The sequence below is a fragment of the Pseudomonas sp. B20(2017) genome, from assembly GCF_002113125.1.
Lineage (GTDB): Bacteria > Pseudomonadota > Gammaproteobacteria > Pseudomonadales > Pseudomonadaceae > Aquipseudomonas.
On the sequence record NZ_NEJP01000025.1, the window covers coordinates 43819 to 56400 of the forward strand.

The following is a 12582-nucleotide window of genomic DNA, read 5'->3' on the forward strand; positions in this document are numbered from 1 at the left end:
ACGATGCCCTTATCCGATATTCGACAGTTTCAGCAGGTGACGCAGGTCGTTGAGCAGATCCTTGCCCTTGACGCTCGGGTCGTAGCGCAGCACGAGGTTGCCGTGGGGATCGATGATCCACAGCTGCGGCGTGGCCTTATCGCCCGTGGCCTTGCTGAAGGTGGCCGCGTCCAGCGGGTAGCGTTGCAGCTGCGGGTATTCGCTGGTCAGCTTGGCTTCGTAGTCGGCAGCCAACGGTTGTGCAGCGGCCAGGGCATGGCTGGCGCGCCCGGCTTCGCGGCCCAGGCCGATCTGGATCTGCCGCGCCAGGTACACCAGTTGCTGGCAGTCCACCGCGCAATCCTTCGGTGCGGTCACGAGCATCTGCCAGCGCGTTTCGTCAGCCTGGATACCGAGGTCGGCGCGGGTCTGGCCGTTGCCGATCAGTTCGCCGTGATAGCTGCGACCTTCCGGCACCCAGAACTGCAGCTTGTACATGCCGGTGGCGAGGATCATCGGACCGACCACACCGAGCACGATCAGCAGCAGCTGGATGCGTCCGCGACGGCGACTGGCCGGGGCTTTCGTTTCATACATGCTGGGTGGATTCATGGCCGCTCCCATGGTGTTTCTCCTTTGCGTTGTGCCAGCCGAGATAGAGGTAGAGACCGAGCAGGGCGGTGGCCATGGCGAACCACTGCACGGCGTAACCAAGGTGTTTTTCCGGGCCCATTGCGACCACCGGCCAGTCAGCCTGATAGCTGGCCGGGCCGGGTTCGGCACGTAATTCGTAGGCGAAACCGTCGCGTTCGAGGGTTTTCCACAGCTTGGCGGGCTCGATGGCGGTGACGGTTTGCGGCCAGGTGCTGCTGACCGGATCGGCATGCAGCTGGAAGGTGGCGCCGGGGGCGACGTACACCCAGGCATCGACATTCACGGCGTCAGCCGGCGTGTTGAATTGCGGTGCCGTGCGCCGGTCCGGCCATGGCAGCCAGCCGCGATTGACCAGCAGCCACTGGCCGCTGCGTTGATCCTGGAACGGTTGCAGCAATTCGACGCCAACCTTGCCGTTGCGCTGACGGTTGTCCAGCAACAGGCTGTGGGCGGCATCGAACTGGCCGTGCAGATGCACCCGGCGAAACGCCGGATCGGCGCTGTGCAGCAACTCGGTGCTGGCCATCGGTTCGGCGGCGCGGCGTTCGGCGTAGCTGGCGAGCAGGGCGGTTTTCTCCGCGCTCCGTCCCAGTTGCCAGAAGCCCAGTGAAATCAGCAACGGCAGCAGCAGGCCGACCACCAGTGTCGGCACCACGCCCGGCCGAAAGCGCTTCATGGTTGCGCCGGAAAATCAGTGAGTGCGATCGCTATACTCAAGTGCATCGCTTGTTCCCCCGGAGTTCTTCCCATGCTCAAAGCAGCCATCGTCCTGATGCTGATTGCCACGGTGGTCAGCCTGTTCAGCGGCCTGTTTTTCCTGGTCAAGGACGACAGCAGCTCGAATCGCCTGGTCATCGCCTTGAGTGTTCGGGTGACGTTGGCCGCCGTCACCGTCGGCCTGATCGCCTGGGGTTTCTACAGCGGCCAACTGGTGTCGCACGCGCCTTGGTGAGCTGATCCTCAGAGCACGTAAACGAAGATGAACAAGCCGATCCACACCACATCGACGAAGTGCCAATACCAGCTCGCCGCTTCAAAACCGAACTGATGTTCGTTGTCGAAATGGCCCTTCATGATGCGCATCAGCATCACGAACAGAATGATCGTGCCGATGGTCACGTGGGCGCCGTGGAAACCGGTGAGCATGAAGAACGTCGCGCCGTAGATGCCCGAGCCGAGGGTCAGCCCCAGTTCGTGGTAGGCGTGGATGTATTCTTCGGCCTGGAAGCCGAGGAACGCACAACCCAGCAGCACGGTGATTGCCAGCCACAGTTTCAGCGCGCCGCGATGACCTTTCTTCAGCGCGTGGTGGGCGATGGTGATGGTCACGCTGGAGCTCACCAGCAGAATGGTGTTGATCAGCGGCAGGCCCCAGGGGCTGATGACTTCCTTGGGCGGCGGGAACAGTTTCGGATCCGGCGTGTGCAGCAGCGGCCAGGTGAACTGGAAGTTCGGCCAGAGCATGTGCGCGATGCCTTTGGTGCCTTCGCCGCCCAGTGCCGGGCCGGATACATGCCGTACATAAAACAGCGCGCCGAAGAAGGCGATGAAGAACATCACCTCGGAGAAGATGAACCAGCTCATGCCCCAGCGGAACGAGCGGTCCAGCTGCGGGCTGTACAACCCCGCTCGGCTTTCCTTGATCACCGCGCCGAACCAGCCGAACAGCATGTATGCCAGCAATAGCCCACCGACGAAAAAGATCAGCGGGCCGTGGGATTCCGGGCGCGCTGCCTTCAGATCGTTGAACCAGGTCGCCAGACCGTACACGGTGACGAACATCCCCACCGTGGCCACGATCGGCCACTTGCTCTGGGCCGGGACGTAATAGTGCTCATGAGTTGCCATTTATTGTTCTCCTTATCGGGCACGCTTAACCGCCAGTGTTTGCAGCCACCGGAGGATGTCGGGCGGTGATATCGAACAGCGTGTAGGACAGCGTCAGGTGCTTCACGTCCTTGGGCATGTCGCGGTCAACGATGAAACGCACCGGCATCTCGATCTGCTGACCGGGCTGCAGCACCTGCTGGGTAAAGCAAAAGCATTCGGTCTTGTGGAAATACGCCGCCGCATTGCTCGGCGCGATGCTTGGCACCGCTTGCGCGCTCATCGGTTTGTCGGTGGGATTGCGCGCGATGAAGATCATCTCGTTCACCGCGCCGGGGTTGGCCGTCAATTCGTCATGCTTGGGGTAGAAGTCCCACGGCATGTCGGCGGTGTTGGTCGACAGAAACTGCACCCGCACCTGCCGCGTAGCATCGACGGTCTGCTCGCCCTCGTACTGCCCGGCGGTCTTGCCATTGATGCCGAAGGCCTTGCACATCACGTCGTAGATCGGCACCAGGGCAAAACCGAAGACGAACATCGCCACCACTACGCCGAGCAGTCGGGTGACCAGCTTTTTCATCGAGATCGAGTCAGCCATGATCCTTGCCCTCGGCCGAGAACCCTGTGGGAGCCGGCTTGCCAGCGATGCAGCCGACGCGGTGTTTCAGGCAGACCGCCATCGCGGGCAAGCCCGCTCCCACAGGAGTTTCCACAAGGCAGAAAGTATTCATTTCACTTCCGGCGGTGTGGTGAAGGTGTGATACGGCGCCGGTGACGGCACGCTCCATTCCAGACCTTCGGCGCCATCCCACGGTTTGGCCGGAGCCGGTTCGCCGCCACGGATGGTCTTGATCACGATGAACAGGAAGAAAATCTGCGTGGCGCCGAACATGAACGCGCCGATCGACGACACCATGTTGAAGTCGGCGAACTGCAGGTTGTAGTCCGGAATCCGCCGGGGCATGCCCGCGAGACCCACGAAGTGCATCGGGAAGAACGTCAGGTTCATGCCGACGAAGGACAGCCAGAAGTGCAGCTTGCCCAGGGTTTCGTCGTACATGTGGCCGGTCCATTTCGGCAGCCAGTAATAGGCCGACGCGAAAATCCCGAAGATCGCCCCCGGCACCAGCACGTAGTGGAAGTGCGCGACCACAAAGTAGGTGTCCTGGTACTGGAAGTCGGCCGGGGCGATGGCCAGCATCAGCCCGGAGAAACCGCCGATGGAGAACAGGATCACGAACGCCACGGCAAACAGCATCGGCGTCTCGAAGGTCATCGAGCCCTGCCACATGGTGCTGGCCCAGTTGAACACCTTCACCCCGGTCGGCACCGCGATCAGCATCGTCGCGTACATGAAGAACAACTCGCCCACCAGCGGAATGCCCACCACGAACATGTGGTGCGCCCAGACGATGAACGACAGGAACGCGATGCTCGCCGTGGCGTAGACCATCGAGGTATAGCCGAACAGCGGCTTGCGCGAGAAGGTCGGGATGATCTGGCTGACGGCACCGAAGGCCGGCAGGATCATGATGTACACCTCGGGGTGGCCGAAGAACCAGAACACATGCTGGAACAGCACCGGGTCACCACCGCCGGCAGCACTGAAGAAGCTGGTGCCGAAGTGGATGTCCATCAGCATCATCGTCACGCACCCGGCCAGCACCGGCATCACCGCGATCAGCAGGAACGCGGTGATCAGCCAGGTCCAGACGAACAGCGGCATTTTCATCAGGGTCATGCCGGGGGCGCGCAGGTTGAGGATGGTGGCGATCACGTTGATCGCGCCCATGATCGAGCTGATCCCCATCAGGTGGATGGCGAAGATGAAGAACGTCACGCTTTCCGGCGCATAGGTGGTGGACAGCGGTGCGTAGAACGTCCAGCCGAAGTTCGGCCCGCCACCGGCGGTGAACAGGGTCGAAACCAGCAGCAGAAATGCCGCCGGCAGCAGCCAGAAGCTGAAGTTGTTCATCCGCGGCAGGGCCATGTCCGGCGCGCCGACCATCAATGGGATCATCCAGTTGGCGAGGCCGACGAACGCTGGCATCACCGCCCCGAATACCATCACCAGACCATGCATGGTGGTCATCTGGTTGAAGAATTCCGGCTGCACGATCTGCAGGCCGGGCTGGAACAGCTCGGCGCGGATCACCATGGCGAACGAGCCGCCAAGCAGGAACATGCAGAACGCAAACCACAGATACAGCGTGCCGATGTCCTTGTGGTTGGTGGTCAGCACCCAGCGCATCAGGCCTTTGGCGGGGCCGTGGGCGTGGTCGTGGTCGGCATGACCGTGGTCATCGATGACAGCGCTCATGGCCGGTCTCCTTCAAGTGAGTGGACTGGGCAGGCCGGGACGCAGGGCCCCGACCGGTTCACGAAGTACGCAATAGACCGGCTCATTTGCTTTCCGCCTGTTTCAGCTCCAGCACTTCTTTTGGCGTGACCATGTCGCCCTTGTTGTTGCCCCAGGCGTTACGTTCGTAGGTCACGACCGCTGCGATATCGACTTCCGACAGCTGCTTGCCGAACGCCGCCATGGCGGTGCCGGGCTTGCCGTGGAAGACAATGCTCAGGTGCGCGTCTTTCGGACCGGTGGCGATTTTCGAACCCTTGAGGGCCGGGAACATCGGCGGCAGGCCCTGGCCTTCAGCCTGGTGACAGGCGACGCAGGTGGTGTGGTAGATCTTGTCGCCGCGCTCCTTGAGTTCGTCGAGGGTCCATTCCTTGCTGGTCAGCTCCTTGAGCTGCATCGCTTCGGCCTTGCGTTCGGCGAGCCATTTGTCGTAATCGGCCTTCTCTTTGACGTCAACCACGATCGGCATGAAGCCGTGGTCCTTGCCGCACAGTTCGGCGCACTGGCCACGGTAGAGGCCGGGCTTGTCGATGCGGGTCCAGGCTTCGTTGACGAACCCGGGGATCGCATCGCGCTTGACCGCGAAGGCCGGCACCCACCAGGAGTGGATCACGTCGGCGGAGGTCACCAGGAAGCGCACCTTGGCGCCGGTCGGCAGCACCAGCGGCTTGTCGACCTCGAGCAGGTAGTGCTCGCCCTTGGCTTCCTTGTTGTGGATCTGCTCGGCGGGCGTGGCCAGGTTGCTGAAGAACTCGACGTCCTGGCCCAGGTATTTGTAGTGCCACTTCCACTGATAACCGGTGATCTGGATATCGATATCCGGCTCACTGGTGTCGTACATCTTGATCAGGGTCGCGGTCGCCGGAACGGCCATCGCCACCAGGATCAGCAGCGGGACGACGGTCCAGAGAATTTCGACGGTGGTGCTTTCGTGGAATTTTGCGGCGACCTGCCCGGTAGAACGGCGGTGCACCATCATCGACCAGAACATGGCGCCGAAGACGATGATCCCGATCACCACACAGATCCAGAAAATGGTCATGTGCAGGTCGAATACTGCGTGACTGATTTCAGTCGCTCCAGGCGCCATATTCACAGTCCAGGCAGCTTGCACCGGGCTGAAAATCGACCACAACAGGAGGCCCATCCAGACGTGTGGATGTCGCATCATTGCGGGTTCCCCTTATCGTTCTTGTTATCCCGCCGGCTTTCACCAGAGGCAAGGGAGCGGCTGCATCAGACTACGAACTTGAATCGCCGGGCCTTGCTGCGTGGGCAGTCGGGCGTCATCAGCTAACTCCATTCATTGGCGAGTATAGACAGCCGCTGAAAAATGCAATGTGCGGACGTAAATCGAATGAAACAGCTGGCACTTGCGTTCCAGGGCACGAATGGAGAAGGATGCAGACGAGTGGTGGCAAACCGATATAACGCCGGTGCATCAAGGATGAAATAATTATGACAAATGCGTCTTAGCATTTTTCGTAAGCCAGCTAAGTTATGTCTTCCCTATTTCATTGCCTTGTTTCCTGGAGTTTTCATGAACACCGCCGCATTGCGCGAGCAAATACATATAGCCCGACAACACGAGATTGAAACCGGAAAGCTGACCCGTCAGCTGGAAGCCCAACTGCAACACCTGCACCCGGCCATCCAGTTGCCGGAAACCGACGCCAATGGCGTGCTGACGCGTTTTGTCGCCGCCTACATCGACGAAGTGCCAGACCTGCTGGATGCAGCCAATGAAGTCGCCAGGGAAGCGGGAATCGAGTCGCAGATCAAACCGGTGCTGAAAATCGCCGAGCAGTACTTCATCCAGCCGCCCGTGGGCCTGGACAGTCTGCTGGACGAAGCCTATCTGGCGCACCGTTTTGTCGAAGAGGTCAACGACCTGTACATCAAGCATTTCGGCCAGCCACTGATCCCCTTGGACATGACGGTCGCTAATCTGATTGCTCACCAGTTGATCGGTGAGGAATTTGCCAACCAACTCGACGAAGTGGTGCACCACGCGGTGGACAGCATGCTCGACGACGACAGCTTTGCGCTGGAGTCGGTAGAAGCCTATCGCGAGAAACTCAGCAGCCCGGACACCGGTGCGGCGTGGAAACGCTGGCCGTGCATGAGCCGCCGTCTGGGCGTGGGCCTGGAGCTGGATCAGCCTGCGGCTTGATCTCGGCGCAAACGTTTGGGGGGAAACAGATCACTCTGTTCCCCCCCAATGGCTTTAGCCTGCTGCACCGATTCCGGTGGTAGTACGGATCCGACCCTCAAGCCTGCGCTTGAGTCCGCGCGACTCGATCAACAGTTTCGCCCCCTTGGCCGCATTCGCCCGGCCCCACTCTTCGAGCAGTTCCAGACACGAATGGTCGATGTAGCTCAGATTGTTGAGCGGCACATGCACCGTCGTGCCCGGCGGAATGCTGCCCAGCACCTGAGTCAGTGCCGGTACTTTGAGGAACGTTGCCGCGCCCACCAGACGCAGTTCCATTTCCCCGTCCTGCGGCAGATCGATCAGGCTGATTTTCAGGCGCGAGGCCTTGAACGCCAGTTTCACCAGGGTCAGGCCGAAACCGATCAGCACGCCGGTCAACAGGTCAGTGAAGATGATCGCCAGCGCCGTGGCGGCGTAGGTGAACATCGGCATCCGGCCATAACGGCCCAGACCACGGAACGCCTTGAGATCCACCAGTTTGAACCCGGTGTAGACCAGAACGCCCGCCAGACTCGCCACCGGAATGCTCTGCAACAGGCTCGACAGCAAGAGCACGAACGCCAGCAGCCACAGGCCATGGAAAATCGTCGAGTAGCGTGTGGTGGCGCCGGCCTGGACGTTGGCCGAACTGCGCACGATCACTCCGGTCATCGGCAGCGCGCCAACCAGGCCGCAAAGCATGTTGCCGACGCCTTGCGCCGACAGCTCACGGTCGAAGTCCGAACGCGGGCCGCTGTGCATGCGATCCACCGCGGCGGCGGACAGCAGGGTCTCGGCGCTGGCGATGAAGGCCACGGCGAACGCGGCGATCAGCAGCGTCGGGTCAGCCAGACTGAGCAGATCCGCCGGTTTCAGCCAGTCGATGGCTTCGGCCAGATTCGCCGGCACTTCAACACGTTTGACCTGCAACGCCAGCAGCAGACTGGCACCTGTCGCCAGGCCGACACCGAGCAATGCACCCGGAATGAAACGCAGCGAATGCGGGCGGAATTTCTCCCACAGCCACATCACGGCGATGGTCGACAGCCCGAGCAACCCGGCCTGCCAGCCAACGGACGGCAAGGCCTGCGCCACCGCGCCGGGGAAGGCCGTGAGGTTGTCGAGGCCGGAGGGCTTCGGCGCAGCATCCAGCATCACATGCACCTGTGAGAGCACGATCAGCACGCCAATCCCCGCAAGCATGCCGTACACCACCGCTGGCGCCGTGACCCGGAACCAGCAACCGAGCTTCAGCCGTCCCGCTACCAGTTGCAGAAAACCGGCGAGCAGCAGGATCGGCCCGAGCATTTCGATGCCGTGCTGGCGCACCAGCTCGAATACCAGCACCGCCAGACCCGCCGCCGGGCCGCTGACCTGCAACGGCGAACCCGCCAGCCAGCCCACCACCAGACCGCCGATGATCCCGGTGATCAGGCCTTTGGCCGGCGGCAGCCCTGACGCAATGGCAATGCCCATGCACAGTGGCAGGGCGACCAGAAACACAACCACTGAAGCGAGCAGCTCCCGTGGTAACACAGCTTTCAATTGAGCCGCACGCATGGCGATACTCCCGAAGTTTTCTTCAGGCGTGGCGAGGCCTGGCCGCTGAAACAGCGGCCGGCGTCAAACCACACAGATTTTTAGGAGGATTTAGAAGCGCGCTTTGGGCGTCGCCACCGGGATCGGATGGCTGCCGTCGAGCGGCAGGAAGCGTCCTTGATCCGCGTCGTAAGCTTTGATTTCGCTGGTTTCGATGTTGTAGACCCAGCCATGGATGAACAGATGACCATTCGCCATGCGCGAGGCTACCGAAGGATGGGTACGCAAGTGCTGCAGTTGGGCGATGACGTTTTCCTCGGTGAGGATCGGCATGCTTTCTTTTTCGTCGGTGCAGTTGCAGTTGTCATGCACCATGGTTTTCGCGACTTCGGCGTGGCGCAGCCAGGCTTTGACCGTGGGCATTTTTTCCAGGCTGTCCGGGTTGAGCACCGCACGCATGGCGCCGCAATCGGAGTGGCCGCAGATGATGATGTGCTGAACGCCAAGGGCCAGTACCGCATATTCAATAGCGGTGGAAACGCCGCCGTTCATCTGGCCGTAGGGTGGCACCACGTTGCCGACGTTACGGGTCACGAACAGATCGCCGGGCGAGCTCTGGGTGATCAGTTCGGGCACGATGCGCGAGTCGGCGCAGGTGATGAACATCGCCCGTGGCGACTGGGCCGTGGCGAGTTTCTTGAAGAGTTCTTCCTGCTGCGGGAAGACCTCATGATGAAAATGCAAAAAGCCGTTAACGATCTGCTTCAACGCTGCATCGGCGGATTCCGCCACAGAGGCGGCTTGCGCCGACGCAGCCAACGGCTGTTTATCCTTGTCACTCATGATTCATCCTCATTGGCGGATTCGGGGAGTCGTTCCCGTGTATTCCGGTGTGAAGCCAGTGGCTGTTTAGAACATCCGGGTCATCCCGACCCGTCAGTCACTCGATGAACAAGGTAACTGCCGAAACTTAACTCAAACTGAATCAAGCGCTCTAGAACGTGTGTTCCAGGTCACAAAATACGTGACTGGCGTAAACCGGGCCAAGCATTCCTTCCTCTCGGCCACAGGCCAATTGTCCCTAGATCAGCGCCATCTGGCGACCTGGCGGACAGAAGGCCGTGCAGTCGAGGTTGAAACCTTCGCGGTGATTGAGCCCAAGGCGTTTCAGTGCTTTGGCGAAGCGCTGGGCGAGCAGGTCGGCAAATGGCCCCTCGCCACGCATCCGCGCACCAAAGCGGCTGTCGTACAGCTCGCCGCCACGGCTCTGGCGGATCAGGCTCAGTACATGGGCGGCGCGCTGCGGGTAGTGTGCTTCAAGCCATTCCTCGAACAGCGGCGCCACCTCCAGCGGCAGGCGCAGCATCATGTAGGCCGCGCTCTGGGCGCCGGCCGCGTGGGCTTCGGTCAGCAGGCTTTCGATCTCGCTGTCGTTGATCATCGGAATCATCGGTGAACACAGCACGCCGACCGGAATCCCCGCTTCGCGCATCACCCGGATCGCCCGTAACCGCGCCTTGGGCGCGGCGGCGCGGGGTTCGAGGATGCGTTTGAGTTCGTCGTCCAGGGTGGTCAGGCTGATCATCACCGCCACCAGCCGCTGTTGCGCCAGTTCGGTGAGCAGATCGAGGTCACGCAGGATCAGCGACCCCTTAGTGACGATGGTCACCGGGTGTCGGTAGCGCAGCAGCACTTCGAGGGTCTGGCGGGTGATCCGGTGTTCGCGTTCGATCGGCTGATAGGGATCGGTGTTGGAGCCGAGGTTGATGGGCGCACATTGATAGCCTTTTTTTCCCAGCTGTTCTTCAAGCACCTGGGCGGCATTGGTTTTGGCGATCAGTTTGGTTTCGAAATCCAGCCCCGGCGACATGTCCCAATAGGCGTGGCTGGGCCGTGCATAGCAATAAATGCAGCCATGCTCGCAGCCGCGATAGGGATTGATCGAGCGGTCGAAGGGCAGGTCCGGCGAGGTGTTGCGGGTGATGATGGTCTTTGCCGTCTCGAAGCTGACTTCGGTGCCCTGGGTCAAAGGCACTTCCTGAAACCAGCCATCATCCTCGGCCACCGAACGACTCGGCGCGAAGCGGTTGTGCGGGTTGGTCGCGGTGCCGCGACCGCGCGGGGGCAAGGGGCTGGTCATCACGGGTGTCCTTGGTCTGTACATGCATACAGTATCCGCAAGGTCGCGGATGATCCACTACCGTTCGGCCGTGCATCAATAAATCTCGCAGTTAGTTGTAGTTTTCTTATAGGTAAAGTTGCAGCTGTGCAAACTAAAGAAACATAAGTTGGCTGTTGGTTTGCTCTTCAAGTTCGTAGTATTTACTCCGCTTCACAACGCTTTATTATATAAAAGACAAAAGGAATTGATGATGTCGTTTTTGAATTCGCGCGGTATTTTTCTGCAACTGATGCAGCCCGGCCCATCGGAGCCCAATACAGTGGTTTCCATGCAACTGGCGCGTAAGGAATTGGGCTGGGATGCCGAAGCCGGCGAGCAGATTGAAAGGCTGGTCGACCCGATTTTTGTTACCGCAACCTCCCAGGATGGCGGCCACACTTTCAGCATTGGCCGTCTGAAGCACGATGTGGATCGCGACGGTGAAATCGGTGAGCAGGATCGGGCCAAACTGGTTGCCCTGGCCAAAGCCTATGCCAGTATTACCAATCCGTAACAGCGTTTGAATCAATAACCCCTGCATGATTGATCATGCAGGGGTTATTGCACTTAGTTGTGGCTGGTTACTTGTCCAAGATCACCGGATGATGTTGTAGTCATATCATCAGTGCGTAACTTGGCAACCTCTTTCGCAGTGACAGGGGAAGCCTTGTTACCCCAACTTCCACGAATAAAACTCACGACATCCGCCACTTCCTGATCCGACAGACGCCAGGCGAAACCCGGCATGGTGAAGGTCGACGGCGCTGTGTGCGTCGCAGGCAGGGTGCCGCCCTTGAGCACGATGTGAATCAGCGAAGTCGGGTCGTCCGATTGCAGCACCGGATTGCCCGCCAGCGCCGGGAACACCCGGGTGTAGCCATGGCCGTCGGTGCGGTGGCACGCCGCGCAGTTATCGATGTACACCGAAGCGCCGCGCTGACTGTCGTCACCGTTCCACAAGGCCTTGGCGACCTTCTCGTCGTACTGATGTGGCTGGTCGGCAGGATCATTGGCCGGCAGCGATTTCAGGTATCGGGCAATCGCGGTCAGGTCGGCGTCGGTCATGTACTGCATGCTGTGGGTGACCACGTCGCTCATGCCGCCGAACACTGCACTGCGGTCGCTGCGACCGGTCTTGAGGAACTGCACCAGTTGCTCTTCGCTCCAGCTGCCGAGCCCGTCCTTGTGGTCGCCGCGCAGGCTCTTGGCGATCCAGCCTTCCAGCGGCGCACTACCTGACAGAAAACTGCTGCCTTCAGACGCACTCAGGGATTTTTCCTGCATGGTCAGGGCCCGTGGCGTATGGCAGGCGCCGCAATGTCCGAGGCCTTCCACCAGATACGCCCCACGGCTGACAACGGCATCGTCCGACGCGGCTTTGTAATCCTCGACCTTCGGTGCGAACAGCCAGCGCCAGCCCATCAGTGGCCAGCGCATGCTCAGTGGCCACGGGATGTCGCTGACCTTGTTCTCTTGTGCCACCGGTTCCACGCCGTGCATGAAGTAGGCGTAGAGCGCCTGCATGTCGGTTTCGCTGACGCGGGCGTAGGACGGGTACGGCATCGCCGGGTACAAGGTACTGCCGTTTTTGGCCACGCCATGCCGCACGGCCTGGTCGAAATCCTCGAAACTGTAGTCACCGACGCCGGTTTTATCCGGGGTGATGTTGGTCGAGTAGATCGTGCCGATCGGGGTTTCCATCGGCAGGCCGCCGGCGAACGGCTTGCCGTCCTTGGCCGTGTGGCAGGCCACACAGTCACCGGCACGGGCGAGGTATTCGCCTTGTTTGATCAAGGATTGATCAACTTCGGCGCCATGAACGGCAGCGCCGCCGAGCAGCGCCAGGGTCGCGATAACGAGAGTCTTCAT

Annotated in this window: 13 protein-coding genes; 3 read left to right on the forward strand and 10 right to left on the reverse strand. The window is 60.7% G+C overall.

Annotated features, from left to right (window positions below; all coding sequences use genetic code 11):
* Window positions 1-9 precede the first annotated feature (9 nt).
* Both CAF63_RS26890 and CAF63_RS26895 read right to left on the reverse strand, forming a co-directional pair.
* Window positions 10-603: a hypothetical protein gene (locus tag CAF63_RS26890; RefSeq protein WP_085690428.1), complete on the reverse strand. Its 594-nt coding sequence runs from the start codon at window positions 601-603 to the stop codon at window positions 10-12.
* Window positions 569-1309, reverse strand: coding sequence for an SURF1 family protein (locus CAF63_RS26895; RefSeq protein ID WP_085690429.1), 741 nt, complete (start codon window positions 1307-1309; stop codon window positions 569-571). Before CAF63_RS26895 ends, CAF63_RS26890 begins: the two co-directional genes overlap by 35 nt.
* Window positions 1310-1381: 72 nt before the next feature.
* Here CAF63_RS26895 and CAF63_RS26900 point away from each other — a divergent pair, with 72 nt between their 5' ends.
* A complete protein-coding gene (locus CAF63_RS26900) occupies window positions 1382-1585 on the forward strand; it encodes a twin transmembrane helix small protein (RefSeq protein ID WP_064592503.1) in 204 nt (67 codons plus the stop codon).
* 8 nt (window positions 1586-1593) lie between these two features.
* Here the strand turns inward: CAF63_RS26900 and CAF63_RS26905 are convergent, their stop codons facing one another.
* The 4 genes from CAF63_RS26905 to coxB form a co-directional block, all read right to left on the reverse strand.
* Window positions 1594-2481, reverse strand: coding sequence for a cytochrome c oxidase subunit 3 (locus CAF63_RS26905; protein ID WP_085690430.1), 888 nt, complete (start codon window positions 2479-2481; stop codon window positions 1594-1596).
* Window positions 2482-2506: 25 nt separating this feature from the next.
* Window positions 2507-3058 (reverse strand): cytochrome c oxidase assembly protein, encoded by a 552-nt coding sequence (locus CAF63_RS26910; RefSeq protein WP_085606414.1) that lies wholly within the window; start codon window positions 3056-3058, stop codon window positions 2507-2509.
* Between the two features lie 129 nt (window positions 3059-3187).
* Window positions 3188-4780, reverse strand: a complete 1593-nt coding sequence (gene ctaD, locus CAF63_RS26915) for a cytochrome c oxidase subunit I (protein WP_085612523.1) — start codon at window positions 4778-4780, stop codon at window positions 3188-3190.
* Window positions 4781-4862: 82 nt separating this feature from the next.
* Window positions 4863-5990 (reverse strand): cytochrome c oxidase subunit II, encoded by a 1128-nt coding sequence (gene coxB, locus CAF63_RS26920; RefSeq protein ID WP_085690431.1) that lies wholly within the window; start codon window positions 5988-5990, stop codon window positions 4863-4865.
* Window positions 5991-6359: 369 nt separating this feature from the next.
* On the opposite strand from coxB, the gene CAF63_RS26925 reads away from it, so the two are divergent.
* Window positions 6360-6992 carry a hypothetical protein gene (locus CAF63_RS26925; protein ID WP_007953981.1) on the forward strand — a complete coding sequence of 211 codons (633 nt, stop codon included), beginning with the start codon at window positions 6360-6362 and terminating at the stop codon, window positions 6990-6992.
* Window positions 6993-7046: 54 nt separating this feature from the next.
* Here the strand turns inward: CAF63_RS26925 and CAF63_RS26930 are convergent, their stop codons facing one another.
* From CAF63_RS26930 to CAF63_RS26940, 3 genes are all read right to left on the reverse strand, one after another.
* The gene (locus CAF63_RS26930) at window positions 7047-8573 is read right to left on the reverse strand and encodes a SulP family inorganic anion transporter (RefSeq protein ID WP_085690432.1); all 1527 of its coding nucleotides are present in this window, start codon (window positions 8571-8573) and stop codon (window positions 7047-7049) included.
* A gap of 90 nt (window positions 8574-8663) precedes the next feature.
* Window positions 8664-9395, reverse strand: a complete 732-nt coding sequence (locus tag CAF63_RS26935) for a carbonic anhydrase (protein WP_085690433.1) — start codon at window positions 9393-9395, stop codon at window positions 8664-8666.
* Between the two features lie 238 nt (window positions 9396-9633).
* Complete coding sequence (locus CAF63_RS26940) at window positions 9634-10692, reverse strand: PA0069 family radical SAM protein (RefSeq protein ID WP_007953978.1); 1059 nt, start codon at window positions 10690-10692, stop codon at window positions 9634-9636.
* Between the two features lie 232 nt (window positions 10693-10924).
* Here CAF63_RS26940 and CAF63_RS26945 point away from each other — a divergent pair, with 232 nt between their 5' ends.
* Window positions 10925-11227: a hypothetical protein gene (locus CAF63_RS26945; protein ID WP_085690434.1), complete on the forward strand. Its 303-nt coding sequence runs from the start codon at window positions 10925-10927 to the stop codon at window positions 11225-11227.
* 53 nt (window positions 11228-11280) lie between these two features.
* On the opposite strand, the gene CAF63_RS26950 is transcribed toward CAF63_RS26945, so the two are convergent.
* The gene (locus tag CAF63_RS26950; RefSeq protein ID WP_085690435.1) at window positions 11281-12582 is read right to left on the reverse strand and encodes a cytochrome c; all 1302 of its coding nucleotides are present in this window, start codon (window positions 12580-12582) and stop codon (window positions 11281-11283) included.

Excerpts from the sequence above, each read along its gene's own strand:
- CAF63_RS26890 (WP_085690428.1), bottom strand. The coding sequence starts at position 603 with ATGGGAGCGGCCATGAATCCACCCAGCATGTATGAAACGAAAGCCCCG.
- CAF63_RS26895 (WP_085690429.1), bottom strand. The coding sequence starts at position 1,309 with ATGAAGCGCTTTCGGCCGGGCGTGGTGCCGACACTGGTGGTCGGCCTG.
- CAF63_RS26900 (WP_064592503.1), top strand. The coding sequence starts at position 1,382 with ATGCTCAAAGCAGCCATCGTCCTGATGCTGATTGCCACGGTGGTCAGC.
- CAF63_RS26905 (WP_085690430.1), bottom strand. The coding sequence starts at position 2,481 with ATGGCAACTCATGAGCACTATTACGTCCCGGCCCAGAGCAAGTGGCCG.
- CAF63_RS26910 (WP_085606414.1), bottom strand. The coding sequence starts at position 3,058 with ATGGCTGACTCGATCTCGATGAAAAAGCTGGTCACCCGACTGCTCGGC.
- ctaD (WP_085612523.1), bottom strand. The coding sequence starts at position 4,780 with ATGAGCGCTGTCATCGATGACCACGGTCATGCCGACCACGACCACGCC.
- coxB (WP_085690431.1), bottom strand. The coding sequence starts at position 5,990 with ATGATGCGACATCCACACGTCTGGATGGGCCTCCTGTTGTGGTCGATT.
- CAF63_RS26925 (WP_007953981.1), top strand. The coding sequence starts at position 6,360 with ATGAACACCGCCGCATTGCGCGAGCAAATACATATAGCCCGACAACAC.
- CAF63_RS26930 (WP_085690432.1), bottom strand. The coding sequence starts at position 8,573 with ATGCGTGCGGCTCAATTGAAAGCTGTGTTACCACGGGAGCTGCTCGCT.
- CAF63_RS26935 (WP_085690433.1), bottom strand. The coding sequence starts at position 9,395 with ATGAGTGACAAGGATAAACAGCCGTTGGCTGCGTCGGCGCAAGCCGCC.
- CAF63_RS26940 (WP_007953978.1), bottom strand. The coding sequence starts at position 10,692 with ATGACCAGCCCCTTGCCCCCGCGCGGTCGCGGCACCGCGACCAACCCG.
- CAF63_RS26945 (WP_085690434.1), top strand. The coding sequence starts at position 10,925 with ATGTCGTTTTTGAATTCGCGCGGTATTTTTCTGCAACTGATGCAGCCC.
- CAF63_RS26950 (WP_085690435.1), bottom strand. The coding sequence starts at position 12,582 with ATGAAGACTCTCGTTATCGCGACCCTGGCGCTGCTCGGCGGCGCTGCC.